This is a genomic window from Pseudomonas sp. MYb541 (genome assembly GCF_037479595.1).
GTDB classification, from domain to species: Bacteria; Pseudomonadota; Gammaproteobacteria; order Pseudomonadales; family Pseudomonadaceae; genus Aquipseudomonas; species Aquipseudomonas canadensis.
In genome coordinates this window covers 21,686-43,976 of the sequence record NZ_JBBGYS010000033.1, presented here as the reverse complement: position 1 = coordinate 43,976, position 22,291 = coordinate 21,686, and the positions used below count along the sequence as shown (strand labels likewise).

At 59.1% G+C, this 22,291-nt stretch carries 19 protein-coding genes and 1 pseudogene; 14 read left to right on the top strand and 6 right to left on the bottom strand.

What is annotated here, in order from left to right:
• Positions 1-31: 31 nt before the first annotated feature.
• Positions 32-1,066 carry a 2,3,4,5-tetrahydropyridine-2,6-dicarboxylate N-succinyltransferase gene (gene dapD / locus WH299_RS20205; protein WP_028619146.1) on the bottom strand — a complete coding sequence of 345 codons (1,035 nt, stop codon included), beginning with the start codon at positions 1,064-1,066 and terminating at the stop codon, positions 32-34.
• Between the two features lie 33 nt (positions 1,067-1,099).
• Positions 1,100-1,408 (bottom strand): arsenate reductase, encoded by a 309-nt coding sequence (locus tag WH299_RS20200; RefSeq protein WP_236318523.1) that lies wholly within the window; start codon positions 1,406-1,408, stop codon positions 1,100-1,102.
• Positions 1,409-1,663: 255 nt separating this feature from the next.
• Here WH299_RS20200 and WH299_RS20195 point away from each other — a divergent pair, with 255 nt between their 5' ends.
• Positions 1,664-3,307, top strand: a complete 1,644-nt coding sequence (locus WH299_RS20195) for a Na+/H+ antiporter (RefSeq protein WP_339551127.1) — start codon at positions 1,664-1,666, stop codon at positions 3,305-3,307.
• A gap of 121 nt (positions 3,308-3,428) precedes the next feature.
• Here WH299_RS20195 and WH299_RS29720 read toward each other — a convergent pair.
• The 4 genes and pseudogenes from WH299_RS29720 to map all read right to left on the bottom strand — a co-directional run.
• Positions 3,429-3,851, bottom strand: a pseudogene (locus WH299_RS29720) (M12 family metallopeptidase); the annotation flags it as partial.
• Between the two features lie 302 nt (positions 3,852-4,153).
• Positions 4,154-5,350, bottom strand: a complete 1,197-nt coding sequence (gene dapC / locus WH299_RS20190; protein ID WP_339551126.1) for a succinyldiaminopimelate transaminase — start codon at positions 5,348-5,350, stop codon at positions 4,154-4,156.
• A gap of 143 nt (positions 5,351-5,493) precedes the next feature.
• Positions 5,494-8,196 carry a [protein-PII] uridylyltransferase gene (locus WH299_RS20185; RefSeq protein ID WP_122724639.1) on the bottom strand — a complete coding sequence of 901 codons (2,703 nt, stop codon included), beginning with the start codon at positions 8,194-8,196 and terminating at the stop codon, positions 5,494-5,496.
• A 64-nt stretch (positions 8,197-8,260) separates the two neighbouring features.
• Positions 8,261-9,043, bottom strand: coding sequence for a type I methionyl aminopeptidase (gene map / locus WH299_RS20180; RefSeq protein ID WP_016975842.1), 783 nt, complete (start codon positions 9,041-9,043; stop codon positions 8,261-8,263).
• A 387-nt stretch (positions 9,044-9,430) separates the two neighbouring features.
• Here map and rpsB point away from each other — a divergent pair, with 387 nt between their 5' ends.
• From rpsB to lpxA, 13 genes are all read left to right on the top strand, one after another.
• Positions 9,431-10,168, top strand: coding sequence for a 30S ribosomal protein S2 (gene rpsB, locus WH299_RS20175; RefSeq protein WP_003189158.1), 738 nt, complete (start codon positions 9,431-9,433; stop codon positions 10,166-10,168).
• A gap of 192 nt (positions 10,169-10,360) precedes the next feature.
• Positions 10,361-11,224 carry a translation elongation factor Ts gene (gene tsf, locus WH299_RS20170; protein ID WP_028619201.1) on the top strand — a complete coding sequence of 288 codons (864 nt, stop codon included), beginning with the start codon at positions 10,361-10,363 and terminating at the stop codon, positions 11,222-11,224.
• Positions 11,225-11,436: 212 nt separating this feature from the next.
• On the top strand, positions 11,437-12,180 hold the full coding sequence (pyrH, locus tag WH299_RS20165) for a UMP kinase (RefSeq protein ID WP_003172271.1): 744 nt from the start codon (positions 11,437-11,439) through the stop codon (positions 12,178-12,180).
• On the top strand, positions 12,177-12,734 hold the full coding sequence (gene frr / locus WH299_RS20160) for a ribosome recycling factor (protein ID WP_012722596.1): 558 nt from the start codon (positions 12,177-12,179) through the stop codon (positions 12,732-12,734). Before pyrH ends, frr begins: the two co-directional genes overlap by 4 nt.
• A gap of 17 nt (positions 12,735-12,751) precedes the next feature.
• Entirely contained in the window at positions 12,752-13,507 is a 756-nt protein-coding gene (uppS, locus tag WH299_RS20155) for a polyprenyl diphosphate synthase (RefSeq protein WP_016974405.1), read from the top strand.
• Positions 13,508-14,314: a phosphatidate cytidylyltransferase gene (locus WH299_RS20150; RefSeq protein ID WP_028619203.1), complete on the top strand. Its 807-nt coding sequence runs from the start codon at positions 13,508-13,510 to the stop codon at positions 14,312-14,314. It begins immediately after the preceding gene.
• Positions 14,311-15,501, top strand: a complete 1,191-nt coding sequence (gene ispC / locus WH299_RS20145) for a 1-deoxy-D-xylulose-5-phosphate reductoisomerase (protein ID WP_126569955.1) — start codon at positions 14,311-14,313, stop codon at positions 15,499-15,501. The genes WH299_RS20150 and ispC overlap by 4 nt, the downstream gene beginning before the upstream one ends.
• Positions 15,502-15,541: 40 nt before the next feature.
• Complete coding sequence (gene rseP, locus WH299_RS20140) at positions 15,542-16,894, top strand: sigma E protease regulator RseP (RefSeq protein ID WP_339551125.1); 1,353 nt, start codon at positions 15,542-15,544, stop codon at positions 16,892-16,894.
• A gap of 74 nt (positions 16,895-16,968) precedes the next feature.
• Complete coding sequence (bamA, locus tag WH299_RS20135; RefSeq protein WP_028619206.1) at positions 16,969-19,356, top strand: outer membrane protein assembly factor BamA; 2,388 nt, start codon at positions 16,969-16,971, stop codon at positions 19,354-19,356.
• 45 nt (positions 19,357-19,401) lie between these two features.
• On the top strand, positions 19,402-19,905 hold the full coding sequence (locus WH299_RS20130) for an OmpH family outer membrane protein (RefSeq protein WP_003219314.1): 504 nt from the start codon (positions 19,402-19,404) through the stop codon (positions 19,903-19,905).
• A gap of 3 nt (positions 19,906-19,908) precedes the next feature.
• The gene (gene lpxD / locus WH299_RS20125; RefSeq protein ID WP_122724646.1) at positions 19,909-20,964 is read left to right on the top strand and encodes a UDP-3-O-(3-hydroxymyristoyl)glucosamine N-acyltransferase; all 1,056 of its coding nucleotides are present in this window, start codon (positions 19,909-19,911) and stop codon (positions 20,962-20,964) included.
• Between the two features lie 111 nt (positions 20,965-21,075).
• Complete coding sequence (gene fabZ / locus WH299_RS20120) at positions 21,076-21,516, top strand: 3-hydroxyacyl-ACP dehydratase FabZ (RefSeq protein WP_016976866.1); 441 nt, start codon at positions 21,076-21,078, stop codon at positions 21,514-21,516.
• A complete protein-coding gene (gene lpxA, locus WH299_RS20115) occupies positions 21,513-22,289 on the top strand; it encodes an acyl-ACP--UDP-N-acetylglucosamine O-acyltransferase (RefSeq protein WP_016976867.1) in 777 nt (258 codons plus the stop codon). Before fabZ ends, lpxA begins: the two co-directional genes overlap by 4 nt.
• Positions 22,290-22,291 lie beyond the last annotated feature (2 nt).

Below are 22,291 nucleotides of genomic sequence, written 5' to 3'. Positions count from 1 at the left end.
TCGGGGCCCGCTAGTGGCATCGAGTGGCTGCTTAGTTGTGAGCGTGCAGCGCTTCGTTCAGTTCGATGGCCGATTTGTGGGTTTTGCACTCCACGGCACCGGTCTCGGAGTTACGGCGGAACAGCAGGTCCGGCTGGCCGGCCAGCTCACGCGCCTTGACCACCTTGACCAACTGGTTCTGCTCGTCCAGCAACGCAACCTTGGTGCCGGCGGTGACGTACAGTCCCGACTCCACAGTGTTGCGGTCGCCCAACGGGATACCGATACCGGCGTTGGCGCCGATCAGGCAGCCTTCGCCGACCTTGATCACGATGTTGCCGCCGCCCGACAGGGTGCCCATGGTGGAGCAACCGCCGCCCAGGTCCGAGCCCTTGCCGACGAATACGCCCGCCGATACACGGCCTTCGATCATGCCCGGGCCTTCGGTGCCGGCGTTGAAGTTGACGAAGCCTTCGTGCATCACAGTGGTGCCTTCGCCCACGTAGGCGCCCAGGCGGATGCGTGCTGCGTCAGCGATACGCACGCCGCTCGGCACCACGTAGTCGGTCATTTTCGGGAACTTGTCCACCGAGAACACTTCCAGCAGCTCGCCACGCAGGCGGGCTTCCAGTTGGCGCTCGGCCAGTTCGTTGATGTCGATCGCGCCCTGGCTGGTCCAGGCCACGTTTGGCAGCTGCGGGAATACACCGGCCAGGCTCAGGCCGTGGGGCTTGACCAGGCGGTGGGACAGCAGGTGCAGCTTGAGGTACGCCTCAGGCGTGGAGGTCAGTGCGGCGTCTTCGGCCAGCAGGGTGGCGACCAGCGGTGTGTGGCTTTCGGCCAGGCGGTTGAGCAGCGCGGCTTGGGTGGCGTCGACATTCTTGAGCGCATCAGCCAGTTGCAGCGCTTGGCTGATGGTGAAGGTGATCGCCTGGTTGCCTTCGGTGTAGCCGAGGATCGGCGCGATGGCGTTGATGATTTCTGCCGACGGGTTGAGCAGCGGTTGTGCGTAAAACACTTCCAGCCAAGCACCTTGGCGGTTCTGAGTGCCGACGCCGAAGCCCAGGCTGAACAGGGAATTGGACATGCTGTTACCTCTACAAAAATGGAAAGGGCTGGCCTACTTGAGGGCCGCCGAATAACTATCTGGCTTGAAGCCAATCAGGGTTCTGTCACCGAGATCCAGCACCGGGCGCTTGATCATCGAAGGTTGTGCGAGCATCAATTCAATGGCTTTCGACTGATCGAGATCGGCTTTGCGTTCGTCTTCGAGTTTGCGAAAGGTGGTGCCCGCACGGTTCAAAACCACCTGCCAACCGTGCTCGTCGCACCATTGGGTCAAGTGTTCGCGGTCGATACCGGCCGTTTTGTAGTCGTGAAACTCATAGTTGACGCCGTGCTCATCGAGCCAGGTGCGCGCCTTTTTCATGGTGTCGCAGGCTTTGATGCCGAAAAGGTGCAACGTTTTGCTTGAAGCGGTCAAGGAATTGCCCCCCTTTGGACCAAGTAGAAACGAAAGGTCACGGATTATGCCACGACCAGCGCGTTTGGGTGCCGCTCGTCAGCGCTGTGCGACTTTTGTGCAAAAGCCAGCGAATAACATAGCCGGGTAATATGGCACTTCAACGGCCAGTTGTTGCCTGATGTGTGTCGTTGCAAGTCGATTGTCCGGGAAAACCGCGTTATGCAAACCGCCTACACCGTTCTTATCCTGCTGATGCTGGTCAGCGTTTCGCGTCTGGTCGGGCGTGTCATTCCTCTGCCGTTGCCCTTGGTACAGATTGCCGCCGGTGCCTTGCTGGCCTGGCCGACGCTGGGGCTGCATGTGGCGCTGGACCCGGAGTTGTTCCTGTTTCTGTTCTTGCCGCCGTTGCTGTTCTCCGATGGCTGGCGTATGCCCAAGCGAGAGTTGTGGCGCCTGCGCGGGCCGATCCTGACACTGGCCGTGGGCTTGGTGCTGTTTACCGTGGTGGTCGCCGGTTACTTCATCCATTGGATTTTGCCGACGATCCCGCTGCCGGTGGCCTTCGCCCTGGCGGCCGTGTTGTCGCCGACGGATGCCGTGGCGGTGTCGGCCATTTCCCAGAATCGCTTGCCCACGCCGCTGATGCACATGCTCCAGGGCGAGGCCTTGATGAATGATGCCTCGGGCCTGGTGACCTTCAAGTTCGCCCTGGCGGCGGCGTTGACCGGGGTGTTTTCCCTGGCGGATGCCAGCCTCACATTCGTCTTGGTGGCTGTCGGTGGTCTGGCGGTCGGCGTGGCCCTGAGTTGGCTGGTCGGCCGGTTGCGCGCGTGGATGATCGCTCGGGGCTGGGACGACCCGGCAACTCACGTGGTGTTCATGTTGCTGCTGCCGTTTGCGGCCTATGTGCTGGCCGAACGGCTGGGGGCTTCGGGCATTTTGTCGGCGGTGGCGGCGGGCATGATGCAGAGCTGGCTCGACCTGCTGCCGCGCCAGACCAGCACGCGGCTGCTCAATCGCAGCGTGTGGTCGTTGCTGGAGTTCGCTTTCAATGGGTTGATCTTCCTACTGCTGGGCCTGCAACTGCCGGACATCATCAAGGCGGTGGTCAGCCATGAGCCGACTCTGTGGCCGACCCTGTTTTATCGCTGCCTGGATGTGGTCGCGATCTTCCTGGTGCTGGTGGTGCTGCGCTTTATCTGGGTGCAGAGCATCTGGCGGCTGTCGGGATTGTTGCGCAGGCTACGTGGGAAAAGCGAACTGACGCTGGTACCGACCGCCCGGTCCTGCTGGCTGTTGACGGTCGGTGGGGTGCGTGGTGCGGTGACGCTGGCGGGTGTGATGTCGGTGCCGTTGCTGCTGGCGCCAGGGCAGGATTTTCCCGAACGTGACTTGCTGATCTTCATCGCGGCGGGCGTGATTCTGTTGTCGCTGATTGCCGCCTGTATCGCCTTGCCGCTGTTGTTGCGCGGTATCGAAAAGAGTCCCGACGAAAAGCGCCACAACGAGGTGCGCGAAGCCTGGAAGAAAACCGCCGTGGCCGCGATCCATGCCCTGGAAACCGAAGAGCCCGGTGAGGCCGGGACCCAGGATGCCGCCCAGTCGGCATTGGCCGCTGAGCTCAAGGCACGATTGATGTCGGAATATCGCCATCAATTGGAGGTGTTCAACGACTCGACCGAAGCCCAAATGCTGGCGCAGCAGTTGGACCAGTTGGAGCGCAAGCTTCGGCTCAAAGCCCTGCGTGCGCAACGCCTTGAGTTGTACAGTCTGAGTCGGCATCACGAAATCGCGGACGATGTATTGCGGGAGGTATTGGCGGAGCTTGATATGAGTGAGGCGAACCTGGGATTGAAAAAGTAGCGTTTTCGCCCTTATTGGGTCTGGGGTAGGTTTTTTTTGCCCAGGCAATGTCCCCCGCACTGAGTGTCGAGCCTCTTGAGTGAAACTCGTTGCTAGTGGTCAAGGCGGGGTTGATGGAGTAATGCATGATCGAGTCTGGATCGTAGGGCAAAAAATCGTAGGACCCGCTGCGCGGTAGCGGTAGAAAGTTGGTTTGCTGATAGGTTTGTGGGTAGTTCATGTCAAGAACTGACTGATTCCATTGGATATTGGCATCGGGATGTTGATGCGCGTGGTGTGCGCCCAGCATGTGCCCGAACTCATGCAGCACGGTTTGGTTGAATGACGGCAACGTATGATCTATCGGCAGGCTCATCGTTGGGGCTCCATACAAAGCACGTTGAGCGTCGTTACCTATCCGTGAGGAGCCGCCCGTGTCGCCTACTATGTTCTGCGTAATTCTAACGTCGCCCTCGTCGCCCGATACGAACTCGAATGTGAGGTTGATATGGGTTGACCACTCGCTGGCGGCGTTTTTGACTGCCAGCACATAGGGGTCATCCATCGGGTAATCGTACATCGCGATCTTGATGGTGCTGTTTTGCGGCCAGTATTTAGCGGGTTCACCCACATTGCGTCGACGTCTGGAAAGGCGTTCGGGTTGATCGACGCCGTCGTTCGAGCGATCAGTGGGGGGAGGGGAGCAGGGGGTAAAAACGGTGGCTGAGATCATGGCGTTTTCCCGTTGGAGTCAGTGACGAAACTGTCATTTGATTCGTCCTGAACGTAGGGAAAGTTCCAGCATTGAGTGTAGGCGATTGTTACCTTGGCCCGTGATATCTGTCAGATACCACGGGCTTTAGCGTTTTAGCGGCGGCTAATGAACGCCCGGATCCGCTCAGCCGCTTCCACACACTCCGCCAACGGCGCAACCAACGCCATGCGCACACGGCCGGCGCCAGGGTTGAAGCCATCCACCTCCCGCGACAGGTACGAACCCGGCACGACGGTCACATGTTCTTCCACGAACAGGTCGCGGCAGAACGCAGCGTCGTCGCCGTTCACATTCGGCCACAAATAGAAGCCGCCATCTGGGCTCTCTACGTCCAGTACCGGCTTGAGAATCGCCAGTACTGCGTCGAATTTCTCGCGATACAAGTCACGATTGGCCAGCACGTGGGCTTCGTCCTGCCAGGCCGCAATGCTGGCCAGTTGTGTTTGTACCGGCATCGCGCAGCCATGGTAGGTGCGGTACAGCAGGAAGGCCTTGAGGATGTCCGCGTCGCCGGACACAAAACCAGAACGCAGGCCCGGCAGGTTGGAGCGCTTGGACAGGCTGTGGAACACCACGCAGCGCTTGAAGTCCTGGCGGCCCAGGTCGACGCACGCGCTCAACAGGCCAGGCGGCGGGGTGTGTTCGTCGAAGTACAGTTCGCTGTAGCACTCGTCGGCGGCGATGACGAAGTCGTATTCGTCGGCCAGGGCGATGAGTTTTTTCAGGGTGTCGACCGGGATCAGCGCGCCGGTTGGGTTGCCGGGCGAGCACAGGAACAGGATCTGGCAGCGCTTCCAGATGTCCGGCGTCACGGCGTCGAAGTCCGGGTTGAAGCCATTGGCGTCCAGGCATGGCAGATAGTGCGGCTTGGCCCCGGCCAGGAACGCGGCGCCTTCGTAGATCTGGTAGAACGGGTTCGGGCTGACCACCAGTGCGTCGTCGCCACGGTTGACTACGGTCTGGGTGAAGGCGAACAGCGCTTCACGGGTGCCGTTGACCGGCAAGATGTTGCGCGCCGGGTCGAGCCAGCCCTTGGGCACGTTGAAGCGACGCTCGCACCAGGCACCGATGGCTTCGCGCAGGGCCGGAATGCCCAGGGTGGTCGGGTACACGGCCATCTGGTCGAGGTTGTTGCTCAATGCTTCAGCCACGAAGGTAGGCGATTTATGTTTCGGTTCGCCGATGGACAGCGCGATCGGGCGCTTGTCCGGGTTAGGCGTGACGCTGCCCAGCAGGGCGCGCAGTTTCTCGAACGGGTAGGGCTGGAGCTGGTTCAGGGCGTTGTTCATGTAAGCCTCAGTCACGGTGTACACAGACCCTGTGGGAGCTGGCTTGCCTGCGATGGCATCGCCGCGGTGTACCTGCCGGGCCGTGGTGCCCGCATCGCAGGCAAGCCAGCTCCCACAGGGGTTGTGTTTACACAGTTAAATAATCAAATGGTCAGGCGCGTGAGTTCGACGCCGGGTTCCTGGGTGACGCTTAGCTGCTGGACGATGGCTTCCTGCAGGCGCAGGCACAGTTCCGGGTCGGACAACGGTTGGTTGTAGGCATCGGTAATGAAGAACACGTCTTCCACGCGTTCGCCGAGGGTCGCAATCTTGGCGTTCTGCAATGACAGGTCGAACTCCAGGAAAATCCCGCCGATGCGTGCCAGCAGGCCCGGACGATCCGGAGCGCTGAGTTCCAGCACGGTCACCGGGCGCTGGGCGTCATTGGAAATGGTCACCTGGGGCGCAAACGCAAAGTGCTTGAGTTGGCGCGGTACCCGACGCTGGATGATGGTCGGGTAGTCGTCAGGGTTGCGCAGGGCCTCGGTCAGGCCTTCGCGGATCTTTTTCACCCGTGCCGGGTTGTCGCCAATCGAGTCGCCATCGGTGTCGAGCACGATATAGGTGTCGAGGGTGAACTGGCTGCTGGAGGTGATGACGCGGGCGTCATGGATGTTCAGGTTGAGCTGGTCCATGGCCGCCACGGTCACGGCGAAGAAGTCGTGCTGGTCCGGCGCGTAGATGAAGATCTGCGTGCCGCCTTCGAATTCGCGCTGGGTGGTTTCCTTGATCAGCACCAGCGGGCCGCCATCGGCGGGCTGTTGCAGGATTGCGTCAGTGTGCCAGGCGACATCGCCGGCGGTGTGGCGCAGGAAGTAATCGTCACCCAGCTGCGACCACAACTGTTCCACGTCGTCCGGATCGTTGCCGCCGCGCACCAGAATGTCCAAGGCCGCGCTTTGGGTGCGGCGGATCTGCTCTTCGCGGTCCACCGGGTTCTCCAGGCCGCGGCGCAAGGCGCGCTTGGTCTCGGTGTAGAGCTGGCGCAACAGGCTGGCGCGCCAGGAGTTCCACAGTGTCGGGTTGGTAGCGTTGATGTCGGAGACGGTCAGCACGTACAGATAGTCGAGGCGGGTTTCATCGCTGACGATCTGCGCAAAGTCGTGGATCACCTGCGGGTCGGACAAGTCCTTGCGTTGGGCGGTGGTCGACATCACCAGATGGTTCTGCACCAGCCAGACGATCAGGCGGCTGTCCCAAACGGGCAACTGATGACGCTGGCAGAAGGCTTCGGCGTCAACCGCACCGACCTCGGAGTGGTCGCCATGCCGGCCCTTGCCGATGTCGTGGTACAGGCCGGCCAGGTAGATCAGCTCGGGCTTGGGCAGTTTGGCCATGAGTTTGCTGGCCAGCGGGAATTTCTCTGACACTTGCGTGTACTGAAGCTTACGCAGGTGCTTGATCAGGTTCAGGGTGTGCGCGTCCACGGTATAGATGTGGAACAGGTCGTGTTGCATCTGACCGACGATAAAGCCGAACTCCGGCAGATAGCGCCCGAGGATGCCGTAACGGTTCATGCGCCGCAGGTTGCGGTGGATGCCGATCTTGCACTTGAACAGCTCGATGAACAGGCTGGTGTTGCGGATATCGTTGCGGAAATCGTCGTCGATCAGGTGACGGTTCTCCCGCAGCAGGCGGATGGTGTCGGCGCGCACGCCTTTGATTTCCGGCTGCTGGGCCATCAGCACGAAGATTTCCAGCATGGCGAACGGCGTGCGGCGGAATACGTTGTCGTTGCGCGCCTCGATATAGCCGTCATGCAACTGGAAGCGCGCGTTGATCGGCTGCGGCGGCGCTTCGTCTTCGGGGGCCAGGATCACCTCTTCGAAATGCTGGATGATCAGGTCGCTGAGCTGGGCAATGCTCATGACCACCCGGTAGTACTGCTGCATGAAGCTTTCGATGCTGGTCTTCGCGTCCTCGCCTTCAAAACCCAGCAGGGTGGCGATGGAGCGTTGGTGGTCGAACAGCAGGCGGTCTTCGGAGCGCCCGGCGAGCATGTGCAGGGCGTAGCGCACTTTCCACAGGAATTCCTGGGACGAGGCCAGCAAGGCGTTTTCGCTCTCCACCAGGAAACCCTCGCCGGCCAGGGCGCGCAGGTTCAGGGTGCCGTACTGGCGACGGGCAACCCACAAAATCGTCTGGATGTCCCGCAGCCCGCCGGGCGAGCCTTTGACGTTGGGTTCCAGGTTGTATTCGGTGTCGTTGTACTTGTGGTGCCGGGCCTTTTGCTCGGCACGCTTGGCCAGGAAGAAGTCCTTGCTCGGCCACATGTGCGCGGTGCTGGTGACTTCGAGCATGCGCTGGCGCAGGCGCTCGGGGCCAGCGATGGTGCGGCTTTCCATCAGGTTGGTGATGACGGTGAGGTCGGCGCGGGCCTCTTCGGCGCATTCGTCGACCGAGCGCACGCTTTGGCCGACTTCCAGGCCGATGTCCCACAGCAGCGTCAGAAAACGCTCGATGGAATCGCGAAAGATCTCATGATCTGCACTGTCCAGCAGGATCAGCAGGTCGATGTCGGAATAGGGGTGCAACTCGCCACGCCCGTAGCCGCCGACCGCCACCAGGGCAATGTCGGCGTCTTCGCTCCAACTGAACTGTTCCCAGGCCTTTTGCAGGATGTTATCGACGAACCAGGCGCGGTCCTCGATCAGCCGGCGGATGTCCCGGCCACTGCGAAAGCGCTCGTCGAGCACCTCACGGGCCTGGCGGATAGCCTTCTTGAACGCGGCAATTGGGCTCGCTTTCAGGGCCAGTTCGGCCTGGAACTGGCCACGGTCGAAGAGTTCGGGATCCACCTGGGGCATCGATCGGCTTTCCTTTCTATCTAACAGTCAGTCACAACACAGTGGGGGAAAACCTGGGTGATCCTTACGCGGAAACGCGGGGGATCGTGTCGTCCGCACGCAGGGTGAAGATCTCGTAGCCGGTTTCGGTGACCAGCAGGGTGTGCTCCCACTGGGCCGAGAGCTTGCGATCCTTGGTGATAGCGGTCCAGCCGTCGCCCAGCACCTTGGTGTCGGCCTTGCCCTGGTTGATCATCGGCTCGATGGTGAAGGTCATGCCCGCCTTGAGTTCCATGCCGGTGCCTGCGCGGCCGTAGTGCAGGATCTGCGGCTCTTCGTGGAATACGGTACCGATACCGTGGCCGCAGAATTCGCGCACCACCGAGAAACCATTCTTTTCAGCGTGCTTCTGGATCACTTCACCGATGTCGCCCAGGCGGCAGCCGGGTTTCACGATCTCGATGGCCTTGTACATGCATTCCTGGGTGACTTGGGACAGGCGCTCGGCCCAGACCGGCACATTGCCGACGTGGAACATGCGGCTGGTGTCGCCGAAGTAGCGGTCCTTGATCACGGTAACGTCGATGTTCAGGGTGTCGCCGTCCTTCAACGGTTTGTCACCTGGAATCCCGTGGCAGACCACGTGGTTGACCGAAGTGCAGATCGACTTGGGGAAGCCCTTGTAGTTCAGCGGGGCAGGGATGGCACCTTGCACATTGACTATATAGTCGTGGCAGATCTGGTTCAGGGTTTCGGTGGTGACGCCGGGCTTGACGTGTTCGGCAATCATTTCCAGCACGTCGGCAGCCAGTTTGCCGGCGATGCGCATGCCAGCGATGTCTTCGGCGGTTTTCAAGCTAACGGTCATACAGGCTCTCTCTAGCGCGATGCGCTGAAATCAATACGGTTTACGGGCGTGCGACAAAAGGTTGCAAAATTCGCACAAGCCACAGAAAACGCGATTCTAACAGACGATGGCCTCAAATCATGAGCCTCTGATGATCGCTTCTCTCTATAAGGTAGGGCTATATCAGGTCTATTCAAGGGGTTACACGAAAGCGCGCTGCGGCAAGTGTGATTGCGTATTCCGTTTTTGCCGATGCTGTGGTATAAAATGCGCCGCTTTCCGGGGATGCCCCGCAGAGCTTAAATCCACACACGTGTCGACACGATGACCTGGGTGCCGGAGGCCTTGATGCCGCTGGTTGGTCATTGGGATACGTGGAGGCCAAACCCGACTTATTAAGGAACTATCATGTCCCAAGTCAATATGCGCGATATGCTGAAGGCCGGTGTGCACTTCGGTCACCAGACCCGTTACTGGAACCCGAAAATGGGTAAATACATTTTCGGCGCGCGTAACAAGATCCACATCATCAACCTTGAAAAAACCCTGCCAATGTTCAACGAAGCTCTGACTTTCGTAGAGCGCCTGGCCCAGGGCAAAAACAAGATTCTGTTCGTCGGCACCAAGCGTTCCGCTGGCAAGATCGTTGCTGAAGAAGCAGCACGTTGCGGTTCGCCGTACGTCGATCACCGCTGGTTGGGCGGCATGCTGACCAACTTCAAAACCATCCGTGCTTCCATCAAGCGTCTGCGTGACCTTGAAGTACAAGCCGAAGACGGTACTTTCGCCAAGCTGACCAAGAAAGAAGCGCTGATGCGCTCCCGTGACCTGGAAAAGCTCGATCGTTCCCTGGGTGGTATCAAGGACATGGGCGGTCTGCCTGACGCACTGTTCGTTATCGACGTTGATCACGAGCGCATCGCGATCACCGAAGCCAACAAGCTGGGCATCCCGGTTATCGGCGTAGTCGATACCAACAGCAGCCCGGAAGGCGTTGACTACATCATCCCAGGCAACGATGACGCAATCCGCGCTATCCAGCTGTACATGGGTTCGATGGCTGACGCTGTAATCCGTGGTCGCAACCACGTTGCTGGTGGTACCGAGCAGTTCGTTGAAGAAGCTCCGGTAGCTGCCGCTGAGTAATTGACGCCCTGGCGTTGACTCAGTAAGCAAAAAGGGGGCTTGGCCCCCTTTTTGCCACCTCGAAAACCGTTTGTCGGCAGCGTAGCTACATCTATTTGTAACGTGCAGCGGCCTACAACGGAAATTCGGGAAGAATTGATCGCCCGTTTGATCGGGTGGAATGGTTGAAAACCTATCCAAGAGGATTTTGAAATGGCAGAGATTACTGCAGCGTTGGTTAAAGAACTGCGTGAGCGTACTGGCGAAGGCATGATGGATTGCAAAAAGGCCTTGACCAAGGCCGGCGGCGACATCGAAAAAGCCATCGACGACATGCGTGCCTCGGGCGCCATCAAGGCCGCCAAGAAAGCCGGCAACGTCGCTGCTGAAGGCGCTATCGCTCTGGTTGAAGACGGTAAAGCTGCCGTTCTGCTGGAAGTGAACTCGCAGACCGACTTCCTGGCCCTGCAAGACGACTTCAAGGCATTCGTTGCTGCCAGCGTCAAGAAAGCATTCGACGAGAAGCTGACTACCGTTGAGCCTCTGATCGAAGCGCAAGAAGCTGATCGCCTGGTACTGGTCGGCAAGGTTGGCGAAAACGTCAACATCCGTCGCCTGACTCGCGTTGAAGGTGATGTGGTTGGTGGTTACCTGCACGGCAACAAGATCGGTGTAGCGGTTGTTCTGAAAGGCGGCGACGTTGAGCTGGCCAAAGACATCGCTATGCACGTTGCTGCAAGCAACCCTGAATTCCTGCTGCCTTCGGAAGTTTCCGAAGAAGCCATCGAGCGCGAAAAAGCTGTGTTCCTGAGCCTGAACGCCGACAAGATCGCCGGCAAGCCAGAAAACATCGTTGAAAACATGATCAAAGGCCGTATCAGCAAGTTCCTGGCTGAAGCGAGCCTGGTTGAGCAGGCGTTCGTCAAGAACCCTGAAGTCAAGGTTGGCGAACTGGCCAAGAAAGCCGGTGCTGAAATCGTTTCCTTCACTTACTACAAAGTAGGCGAAGGCATCGAGAAGCCGGTCGACAACTTCGCTGAAGAAGTTGCTGCCCAGCTGGCTGCCGCCAAGCAATAAGACAGTTTTCAACTGTCGCCCAAAAGAGGCTGCCCGCTCACGCGCGCAGCCTCTTTTCAAATGGGAAGGCCGATTTTAATTGGCTTCCTTTCGGAACTGGCTTACAAAGCCGTGTTCCGATGGCGCTGTAGCAGCGTCCAGCTAGAGTGAACGCAAGCCGTAAAACGGCTCGCCAAGATTTTTTAAAAAATACGCCGCAGGAGAGATTCGCAATGGCTCAGCAGGGCAGTGGTTATCAGGCTCGCTATAAACGCATTCTACTCAAGCTTAGCGGCGAGGCCCTGATGGGCTCGGAAGAGTTCGGGATCGATCCCAAAGTACTCGACCGCATGGCGCTGGAAGTCGGCCAACTGGTCGGCATCGGCGTACAGGTCGGCCTGGTAATCGGTGGCGGCAACCTGTTCCGCGGTGCGGCGCTGAGTGCTGCTGGTATGGATCGTGTTACCGGCGACCACATGGGCATGCTGGCCACTGTGATGAATGCTCTGGCAATGCGTGACGCCCTGGAACGTGCCAACATCTCGGCTATCGTGATGTCGGCTATTTCCATGGTTGGCGTGACCGATCACTATGACCGCCGCAAAGCCATGCGCCACCTGAACGCCAAGGAAGTGGTGATCTTCGCCGCCGGCACGGGCAACCCGTTCTTCACCACCGACTCCGCAGCCTGCCTGCGCGCCATCGAAATCGATGCTGACGTTGTGCTGAAGGCAACCAAGGTGGATGGTGTATACACTGCCGATCCATTCAAAGACCCGCATGCCGAGAAGTTCGATCATCTGACCTACGATGAAGTGCTGGATCGCAAGCTGGGCGTGATGGACCTGACGGCTATTTGCCTGTGCCGCGACCACAAGATGCCGCTGCGCGTATTTAACATGAACAAGCCCGGCGCCCTGCTGAATATCGTACACGGCGGCGCAGAAGGGACTCTGATCGAGGAAGGCCAACAATGATCAACGAAATCAAGAAAGACGCCCAGGCGCGTATGCAGAAATCCCTGGAATCTCTGAGCCACGCATTCGGCCAGATCCGTACCGGCAAGGCGCACCCAAGCATCCTGGGCAGCGTGATGGTGCCTTACTACGGTTCCGATACTCCGATCAGCAGCGTCGCCAATATCACTGTTAAAGACTCGCGCACCCTGCAAGTCGTTGCGTTCGAGCGCAACATGCTGGGTGCTGTCGACAAGGCCATCCAGAGCGCCGGTTTGAACCTCAACCCGACCAATCTGGGTGAGTTGCTGCTGATCTCCATGCCGGCCCTGACCGAAGAAACCCGCAAGGGCTTCACCAAGCAGGCGCGCAGCGCAGCCGAAGACGCCCGTGTTGCTGTGCGCAACATCCGTCGTGATGCCTTGGGTGACTTGAAGAAACTGGTCAAGGACAAGGAAATCAGCGAAGACGAAGAGCGTCGTGCCACCGCTGATATCGACAAGCTGACCAAGGATGCCGAGGCCCAAATCACCAAGGCCACCGAAGAAAAAGAAAAGGACCTGATGGCCGTATAAGGGGTCAGGACGCCTTCATGGAAAAGACCAAGCAGACTGTACCCTCTGTGGTGCCGCGCCATGTCGCGATCATCATGGATGGGAATAATCGCTGGGCGAAGAAGCGCTTTATGCCGGGTGTTGCCGGGCATAAAGCGGGTGTCGATGCGGTTCGGGCTGTGATCGAGGTGTGCGCCGAGGCCAAGGTCGAGGTGTTGACCTTGTTCGCCTTCTCCAGTGAGAACTGGCAGCGGCCCGCCGAAGAAGTCAGCGCCTTGATGGACCTGTTCTTCAAGGCCTTGCGTCGTGAAGCCAAGCGCCTCAACGACAACAACATCAGCCTGCGCATCATTGGCGATCGCTCGCGCTTTCATCCCGAACTGCAAGCCGCCATGCGCGAAGCCGAGGCCATTACGGCCGGGGCCAATCGATTTGTGCTGCAGATCGCTGCCAACTACGGTGGCCAGTGGGATATCGCCCAGGCTGCACAGCGTCTGGCGCGTGAAGTGCAGGCCGGTCATCTTCGGCCCGACGACATCACCCCTGAACTGTTGCAAACCTGCCTGGTGACCGGCGACCTGCCGCTGCCGGACTTGTGCATCCGTACCGGTGGTGAGCACCGCATCAGCAATTTCTTGCTGTGGCAGCTGGCGTACACCGAGCTGTACTTCTCCGACCTGTTCTGGCCGGACTTCAAACACGATGCCATGCGTAACGCGCTGGCCGATTTCGCTTCCCGTCAGCGTCGCTTCGGTAAAACGAGCGAGCAGATCGAAGCTGGAGCCCGGGTTTAAATGCTTAAACAACGAATCATCACAGCACTGATCCTGTTGCCGATCGCCTTGTGTGGGTTTTTCCTGCTCGACGGTTCCGCCTTTGCGCTGTTTATCGGCCTGGTGGTCACCCTGGGTGCCTGGGAATGGGCGCGCCTGGCGGGTTTCAGCGCGCAATTGCCGCGCGTTGTGTATGCCGCTGTCGTAGCTGCCTTGGCGTTCCTCCTGTACATCCTGCCGGACATAGCGCCCTGGGTGTTGGGGGCGGCGGTGCTGTGGTGGGCGCTGGCGACATTCCTGGTTTTGACCTATCCGGGCACCAGCAGCAAGTGGTCCAGTGTGGCCTGCAAGCTGGTGATCGGTTTGTTGATCCTGCTACCGGCCTGGCAAGGGCTGGTGGAGATCAAGCGTTATCCAATGGGTAACTGGCTGATCCTGGCGGTTATGGTGCTGGTCTGGGGCGCGGATATCGGCGCCTACTTTTCCGGTCGGGCCTTCGGCAAGCGCAAGCTGGCGCCGGCGGTCAGTCCAGGCAAGAGCTGGGAAGGCGTGTATGGCGGCCTGGCGTTGACCCTGGTGATCACGCTGGTCGTCGGTGTAGTGCGTGACTGGTCGGTGAAGGAAATTTTCCTGGCACTGCTGGCCACCGCCATTGTCGTGTTCATCTCGGTTGTAGGTGATCTCACTGAAAGCATGTTCAAACGTCAGGCCGGGATCAAGGACAGCAGCAACCTGCTGCCGGGTCATGGCGGTGTGCTGGACCGTATCGACAGCCTGACCGCAGCCATCCCGATCTTCGCCGTACTGTTGTGGATGACCGCTTCGTGAGCCGCCTGCAGCAAGTCACCGTGCTCGGTGCAACCGGCTCGGTGGGGTTGAGCTCCCTGGACGTGATAGCTCGTCATCCAGATCGCTACCAGGTCTTTGCCCTGACCGGTTTTACCCGCCTGAGCGAACTGCTGGCCTTGTGCGTGCGTCACGCGCCGCGCTTCGCCGTGGTGCCTGAGGCCGCTGCTGCTCGGGGCCTGCAGGATGATCTGCAGGCCGCCGGGCTTGCCACTCAAGTGCTGGTGGGGGAGGAGGGGCTGTGCCAGGTCTCGGCCGATGCTGAAGTGGATACCGTGGTCGCCGCTATCGTCGGCGCTGCGGGCCTGCGTCCAACTTTGGCTGCCGTGGATGCTGGCAAGAAGATCCTGCTGGCCAATAAAGAAGCATTGGTCATGTCTGGTGCGCTCTTCATGCAGGCGGTACGCAAAAGCGGGGCCGTGCTGCTGCCACTCGATAGCGAGCACAACGCAATCTTCCAGTGCATGCCTGGCGACTATGCTCGCGGCTTGAGCCAGGTGGGCGTACGCCGGATCCTGCTGACCGCCTCTGGTGGTCCGTTCCGACAAACCCCGCTGGCTGAGTTGGAGCATGTGTCGCCCGACCAGGCGTGCGCTCATCCGAACTGGTCCATGGGGCGCAAGATCTCCGTGGATTCGGCGAGCATGATGAACAAAGGCCTGGAGCTGATCGAAGCGTGCTGGTTGTTCGATGCGCGCCCGGATCAGGTCGAGGTGGTGATTCACCCACAAAGTGTGATTCATTCTCTCGTTGATTACGTGGACGGCTCGGTCCTGGCGCAGTTGGGCAACCCTGATATGCGCACGCCGATTGCCAATGCCCTGGCCTGGCCAGAGCGGATCGACTCGGGCGTAGCGCCTTTGGACCTGTTTGCCGTGGCCCGTCTGGACTTCGAGGCGCCGGACGAGGAGCGCTTCCCCTGCCTGCGACTGGCGCGGCAAGCGGCTGAAGCGGGTAACAGTGCACCGGCAATGCTGAATGCGGCCAACGAAGTGGCTGTGGCAGCGTTTCTCGAACGGCGCATCCGCTTTCCGCAGATCGCGAGTATTATCGAGGACGTCCTGGCGCTTGAGCCTATCGTGGCGGTGAATGATCTGGCGGCAGTGTTCGAGGCGGATACCAAGGCCCGAGCCTTGGCAGAACAATGGTTGAGCCGCAACGCGCGTTAGCCTGATCTTCAGGCACTGGATTGGAATGCGGAGAAATTAGATGAGTGCGCTTTACATGATTGTCGGCACCCTGGTTGCTCTGGGTGTGCTGGTTACCTTCCACGAATTCGGCCACTTCTGGGTGGCGCGTCGTTGCGGCGTCAAGGTACTGCGTTTTTCTGTCGGTTTCGGCATGCCGCTGGTGCGCTGGCACGACCGTCGTGGCACCGAGTTCGTGATTGCGGCCATCCCGCTGGGTGGCTACGTCAAGATGCTCGACGAGCGCGAAGGTGAAGTGCCTGCAGATCAGTTGGACCAATCTTTCAACCGCAAGACCGTTCGTCAGCGCATTGCTATCGTCGCCGCCGGCCCGATCGCCAACTTCCTCTTGGCGATGGTGTTCTTCTGGGTCTTGGCCATGCTGGGCAGCCAGCAGGTGCGTCCGGTCATCGGTGCGGTCGAGTCAGACAGTATTGCCGCCAAGGCTGGATTGGTTGCCGGGCAGGAAATTGTATCTATTGATGGCGAACCCACCACGGGATGGGGTGCGGTCAATTTGCAGTTGGTGCGTCGCCTCGGTGAAAGCGGCATCGTCAATGTGGTGGTGCGCGAGCAGGATTCCACCAGCGAAACTCCGCGTGAGCTGGCCCTTGACCACTGGCTCAAGGGCGCTGATGAGCCTGATCCGATCAAGTCCTTGGGCATACGTCCGTGGCGCCCGGCCTTGCCGCCGGTCCTCGCTGAGCTCGACCCGAAAGGTCCGGCCCAGGCTGCCGGCCTGAAGACCGGTGATCGCCTGTTGGCCCTTGATGGGCAGGCGCTGGGCGACTGGCAGCAGGTGGTCGATCTGGTTCGTGTACGTCCTGATACTAAGATTGTGCTGAAAGTTGAGCGCGACGGTGCTCAAATCGACGTCCCGGTGACCTTGTCGGTCCGTGGGGAAGCCAAGGCCGCTGGGGGTTACCTCGGTGCCGGGGTCAAGGCTGTCGACTGGCCACCATTGATGGTGCGCGAGGTGAGCTACGGGCCTTTGGCTGCGATTGGCGAAGGTGCAAAACGCACTTGGACCATGAGTGTGCTGACCCTCGAATCCCTCAAGAAAATGTTGTTCGGCGAGCTCTCGGTAAAAAACTTGAGTGGACCGATAACCATTGCTAAAGTGGCGGGCGCTTCTGCCCAGTCGGGTGTCGCGGATTTCCTGAATTTCCTGGCTTATCTGAGTATTAGCCTGGGTGTTCTGAATTTGTTGCCCATTCCTGTATTGGATGGGGGGCATCTGTTGTTTTATCTGGTCGAGTGGGTGCGTGGTCGCCCCTTGTCGGATCGGGTGCAGGGTTGGGGGATACAGATCGGTATCAGTTTGGTGGTCGGGGTGATGTTATTAGCCCTGGTCAACGATCTGGGTCGACTGTAACGCTTCGCTGAATTGCGAATCTGCCGCATTTTGCGGCAGTTTGTTTATTGCCAGTTGGAATAAGAAAGGACTTCATGAAACGTCTGCTGCTAACTGCGGTTCTCACCGTATTGATGATCGCCGAAGTTCACGCCGAGTCCTTCACCATCTCCGATATTCGCGTCAATGGCCTCCAGCGGGTTTCCGCGGGTAGCGTCTTTGGTGCCTTACCGTTGAACGTCGGTGAACAGGCTGATGACCGTCGCCTGGTGGAATCCACTCGTGCGCTGTTCAAAACCGGTTTCTTTCAAGACATCCAACTGGGTCGCGAAGGCAACGTCCTGGTCATCACCGTGGTCGAGCGACCTTCCGTCGCCAGTATCGAGATCGAAGGCAACAAGGCGATCTCTACTGAAGACCTGATGAAAGGTCTGAAACAATCCGGTCTGGCCGAAGGCGAGATCTTCCAGCGCGCCACCCTTGAAGGTGTGCGTAACGAACTGCAACGCCAGTACGTTGCCCAGGGTCGCTACTCCGCCACCGTGGAAACGGAAGTGGTGCCGCAACCGCGTAACCGTGTCGGCCTCAAGGTCAACATCAACGAAGGCACCGTGGCGGCGATTCAGCACATCAACGTGGTGGGTAACACCAAGTTCGCTGATGAAGACCTGATCGACCTGTTCGAACTCAAGACCACCAACTGGTTGTCGTTCTTCAAGAACGATGACAAGTATGCCCGTGAAAAGCTGTCCGGTGACCTGGAGCGCCTGCGTTCCTATTATCTGGACCGTGGCTATATCAACATGGATATCGCTTCGACCCAGGTGTCCATCACCCCGGACAAGAAGCACGTCTACATCACCGTCAACGTCAACGAAGGCGAGAAGTACAAGGTTCGTGACGTAAAACTGAGCGGCGACCTGAAAGTACCTGAAGACCAGGTCAAGGCGCTGCTGCTGGTGCAGAAGGACCAAGTGTTCTCGCGCAAGCTGATGACCACTACTTCCGAACTGATCACCCGTCGCCTGGGTAACGAAGGCTACACCTTCGCCAACGTCAACGGCGTGCCGACGCCCCATGATGATGACCACACCGTGGACATCACCTTCGTGGTCGATCCAGGCAAGCGTGCTTACGTAAACCGTATCAACTTCCGCGGCAACACCAAGTCTGCGGACGAAGTGCTGCGTCGCGAAATGCGTCAGATGGAAGGTGGCTGGGCGTCGACTTACCTGATCGACCAGTCCAAGACCCGTCTCGAGCGCCTGGGCTTCTTCAAGGAAGTCAACGTCGAAACCCCGGCCGTACCGGGTGTGGATGACCAGGTTGACGTGAACTACGCCGTGGAAGAACAAGCGTCGGGCTCGATCACCGCCAGCGTCGGCTTCGCACAGAGTGCCGGTTTGATCCTCGGTGGTTCGATTACCCAGAACAACTTCCTGGGTACCGGTAACCGTGTATCTATTGGCCTGACCCGAAGCGAATACCAGAGCCGATACAACTTCGGTTACACCGACCCCTACTGGACTGCTGATGGTGTGAGCCTGGGCTACAACGCCTTCTACCGCACCACCGACTACAAAGACCTCGACGTTGACGTTGCAAGCTATGCGATCGACAGCCTCGGCGCCGGTGTGAACATCGGTTACCCGATCAGCGAGACTTCGCGTCTGACGTTCGGCCTGACTGCACAACAGGATGAGATCAAGACCGGTGTGTACACCGTGGATGAGATCTTCGACTTTACCCGTCGCGAAGGTGACAAGTTCCTGAACTTCAAGGCGTCTGCCGGCTGGTCCGAGTCGACCCTGAACAAAGGTGTACTGGCAACCCGTGGTCATTCCCAGAGCCTGACCCTGGAAACCACCACGCCGGGCAGCGACCTGTCGTTCTTCAAGCTCGACTACCGTGGCCAGTTGTTCACGCCGTTGAGCGATAACTACACCATGCGCCTGCACACTGAACTGGGTTATGGCGATGGTTATGGTTCCACCAATGGTCTACCGTTCTACGAGAACTACTATGCGGGTGGCTTCAACTCCGTACGTGGTTTCAAAGACAGCACCTTGGGCCCGCGTGGTACGCCAAGCCGTGGTGTCGGCATCACCGGTAACCAGGGCACTGTGGCGGATTCGGACAACGACCCGCTGCCGTTCGGTGGTAACGTGTTGATCCAAGGTGGTGCGGAGATCCTGTTCCCACTGCCGTTCGTGAAAGATCAGCGTTCCCTGCGGACTTCGGTCTTCTGGGACGTGGGTAACGTGTTCGACTCCAAGTGCGAGCAGATCCGTAACCCGAGCGGTGTGAAGTCCAACACCCAGTGCAACGATGTGAGCCTGAGCAACCTGGCAAGCTCCGTGGGTGTGGGTGTGACCTGGGTGACTGCGCTTGGCCCATTGAGCTTTGCTCTGGCCATGCCGATCAAGAAACCGGATAACGCTGAAACCCAGATTTTCCAATTCTCCCTCGGCCAGACGTTCTAAGCGTCTGACCCAAGATAACGACAACGGATTCTGTAGGAGTGCATCGTGCGTAAGTTGACTCAATTGGTGCTGCTGGCAACCGTGCTGGTAGCGACCCCGGCCTTCGCCGAAATGAAAATCGCCGTCCTGAACTATCAGATGGCCCTGCTGGAATCCGATGCGGCCAAGAAGTACGCCGTGGATGCCGAGAAGAAGTTCGGTCCGCAACTGACCAAGCTCAAGACCCTGGAAAGCAGCGCCAAGGGCATCCAGGATCGCCTGGTAGCCGGTGGTGACAAGATGCAGCAAGGTGAGCGCGAGCGCCTGGAGCTTGAATTCAAGCAAAAGGCCCGTGATTACCAGTTCCAGTCCAAGGAGCTGAACGAAGCCAAGGCTGTAGCTGACCGTGAAATGCTGAAGCAACTGAAGCCGAAACTCGACAGCGCTGTGGAAGAAGTCATCAAGAAAGGTGCCTTTGACCTGGTGTTCGAGCGTGGCGCTGTGATCGACGTCAAGCCTCAATACGACATCACCCGTCAGGTGATCGAGCGCATGAACCAGCTGAAGTAAGCCATGACCGCGACTATCAAACTCGGCGAGTTGGCCGAGTTCCTGGGGGCCACCTTGCGTGGCTCCCCGGAGAAAGAAATCACTGGGCTAGCCACCTTGCAGGAGGCTGGCCCAGCTCAGTTGAGCTTCCTCGCAAACCCCCAATACCGTAAATACCTGGTCGACAGCCAAGCTGCAGCCGTGTTGCTGAAAGCCGCTGACGCCGAAGGGTTTGCCGGGGATGCGCTGGTGGTGCCTGACCCGTACCTCGCTTATGCGCGGGTGTCGCATCTGTTTGATCCGAAACCCAAGGCCGCTGCCGGTATTCATCCGTCTGCAGTCATTGCCGATGATGCCCAGGTTGATCCTGCGGCCAGTATCGGCGCCTTTGCGGTGATCGAGAGCGGTGCACGCATCGCGGCCGGTGTCACAGTCGGTGCCCACTGCTTTATCGGCGCACGCTGTGAAATCGGCGCCGGCGGTTGGCTGGCACCTCGCGTGACCCTTTACCACGATGTGCGTATCGGTCAGCGCGTGGTCATCCAGTCGGGTGCCGTGATTGGCGGTGAAGGCTTCGGCTTTGCCAACGCCAAGGGCATCTGGAACAAGATCGCCCAGGTCGGCGGCGTACTGATCGGCGACGACGTGGAAATTGGCGTGAACACGGCTGTTGATCGCGGGGCCCTGGCCGATACGGTGATCGGCAACGGTGTGAAACTCGACAACCAGATCCAGATCGCCCACAACGTGCAGATTGGTGATCACACCGCCATGGCGGCCTGCGTGGGTATCTCCGGCAGCACCAAGATCGGCAAGCATTGCATGCTAGCCGGTGGCGTAGGGCTGGTGGGGCATATCGATATTTGCGACAACGTCTTCATTACCGGCATGACCATGGTCACCCACTCGATCACCGAGCCAGGCGCCTATTCTTCCGGTACCGCCATGCAGCCTGCGGCTGAATGGCGCAAGAGTGCAGCACGGTTGAGGCAGCTCGACGACATGGCTCGACGTCTCAAACAGCTGGAAAAGCGTGTTGGGGACGTGACCCCTGGCGGTAATGCTTCATCAGAAGGCTGATACCATTTCCATATCAAGTGTGCACAGCCGCTAGACTGCCTCCTTGATTTGCTAGCGGGGCGTGCTTTTAGTTCGCCCGCCCCCAATCTTTATTACAGGCTTCCCCCCGAAATGATGGACATCAACGAGATTCGCGAATACCTGCCTCACCGTTACCCGTTCCTGTTGGTGGACCGCGTAGTGGACCTCAACATCGAGGAAAAGCGCATTCGTGCCTACAAGAATGTCAGCATCAACGAACCGTTCTTCAACGGTCACTTTCCTGCGCATCCAATCATGCCGGGCGTGTTGATCATCGAAGCGATGGCCCAGGCTGCCGGTATCCTTGGTTTCAAAATGCTCGACCTCAAGCCTGCCGACGGCACGCTTTACTATTTCGTGGGCTCCGACAAGTTGCGTTTCCGCAACCCGGTTACCCCGGGTGACCAGTTGATCCTGGAAGCCAAGTTCATCAGCTGCAAGCGCCAGATCTGGAAGTTCGAATGCCAGGCCTCGGTGGACGGCAAGCCGGTGTGCTCCGCCGAGATCATCTGTGCGGAACGCAAACTATGAGTTTGATTGACCCTCGCGCAATCATCGATCCGTCGGCCGTTCTGGCCGCCGACGTTGAGGTCGGCCCCTGGTCGATCATCGGCGCAGGTGTGGAAATCGGCGAGGGGACTGTCATCGGGCCGCACGTGATCCTCAAAGGTCCGACCCGCATTGGCAAACACAATCGCATCTACCAGTTTTCCTCGGTAGGTGAAGACACCCCGGACATGAAGTACAAGGGTGAAGAGACTCGTCTGGTAATCGGTGATCACAACATCATCCGAGAAGGCGTGACCATTCACCGTGGCACCGTGCAGGATCGTGCCGAGACCACCCTGGGTGATCACAACCTGGTCATGGCTTACGCGCACATCGGCCACGACAGTGTCATCGGCAACCACTGCATCCTGGTCAACAACACTGCATTGGCCGGACATGTGCACGTTGATGATTGGGCGATCCTGTCCGGCTTCACGCTGGTGCATCAGTACTGCCATATCGGTGCCCACAGCTTTTCCGGCATGGGCACTGCCATTGGCAAAGATGTTCCAGCGTTCGTCACGGTATTCGGCAACCCGGCGGAAGCGCGCAGCATGAACTTCGAAGGCATGCGCCGTCGCGGTTTCAGCGAAGACGCCATCCATGCCCTGCGCCGTGCCTACAAGGTGGTTTACCGCCAAGGGCTCACGGTTGACCAGGCATTGACCCAACTGGCCGAGCCGGCAGCGCTGTTCCCGGAAGTCGCGGTGTTCCGTGACTCGATCCAGGCGTCGACTCGCGGCATCACCCGCTAATC

Bases quoted from the DNA above. Each gene is read 5' to 3' on its own strand.
- rpsB (WP_003189158.1), top strand. From the start codon at position 9,431: ATGTCCCAAGTCAATATGCGCGATATGCTGAAGGCCGGTGTGCACTTC.
- WH299_RS20195 (WP_339551127.1), top strand. From the start codon at position 1,664: ATGCAAACCGCCTACACCGTTCTTATCCTGCTGATGCTGGTCAGCGTT.
- uppS (WP_016974405.1), top strand. From the start codon at position 12,752: ATGGAAAAGACCAAGCAGACTGTACCCTCTGTGGTGCCGCGCCATGTC.
- WH299_RS20185 (WP_122724639.1), bottom strand. From the start codon at position 8,196: ATGCCCCAGGTGGATCCCGAACTCTTCGACCGTGGCCAGTTCCAGGCC.
- tsf (WP_028619201.1), top strand. From the start codon at position 10,361: ATGGCAGAGATTACTGCAGCGTTGGTTAAAGAACTGCGTGAGCGTACT.
- fabZ (WP_016976866.1), top strand. From the start codon at position 21,076: ATGATGGACATCAACGAGATTCGCGAATACCTGCCTCACCGTTACCCG.
- map (WP_016975842.1), bottom strand. From the start codon at position 9,043: ATGACCGTTAGCTTGAAAACCGCCGAAGACATCGCTGGCATGCGCATC.
- rseP (WP_339551125.1), top strand. From the start codon at position 15,542: ATGAGTGCGCTTTACATGATTGTCGGCACCCTGGTTGCTCTGGGTGTG.
- WH299_RS20200 (WP_236318523.1), bottom strand. From the start codon at position 1,408: ATGAAAAAGGCGCGCACCTGGCTCGATGAGCACGGCGTCAACTATGAG.
- dapC (WP_339551126.1), bottom strand. From the start codon at position 5,350: ATGAACAACGCCCTGAACCAGCTCCAGCCCTACCCGTTCGAGAAACTG.
- lpxA (WP_016976867.1), top strand. From the start codon at position 21,513: ATGAGTTTGATTGACCCTCGCGCAATCATCGATCCGTCGGCCGTTCTG.
- frr (WP_012722596.1), top strand. From the start codon at position 12,177: ATGATCAACGAAATCAAGAAAGACGCCCAGGCGCGTATGCAGAAATCC.
- bamA (WP_028619206.1), top strand. From the start codon at position 16,969: ATGAAACGTCTGCTGCTAACTGCGGTTCTCACCGTATTGATGATCGCC.
- lpxD (WP_122724646.1), top strand. From the start codon at position 19,909: ATGACCGCGACTATCAAACTCGGCGAGTTGGCCGAGTTCCTGGGGGCC.
- dapD (WP_028619146.1), bottom strand. From the start codon at position 1,066: ATGTCCAATTCCCTGTTCAGCCTGGGCTTCGGCGTCGGCACTCAGAAC.
- pyrH (WP_003172271.1), top strand. From the start codon at position 11,437: ATGGCTCAGCAGGGCAGTGGTTATCAGGCTCGCTATAAACGCATTCTA.
- WH299_RS20150 (WP_028619203.1), top strand. From the start codon at position 13,508: ATGCTTAAACAACGAATCATCACAGCACTGATCCTGTTGCCGATCGCC.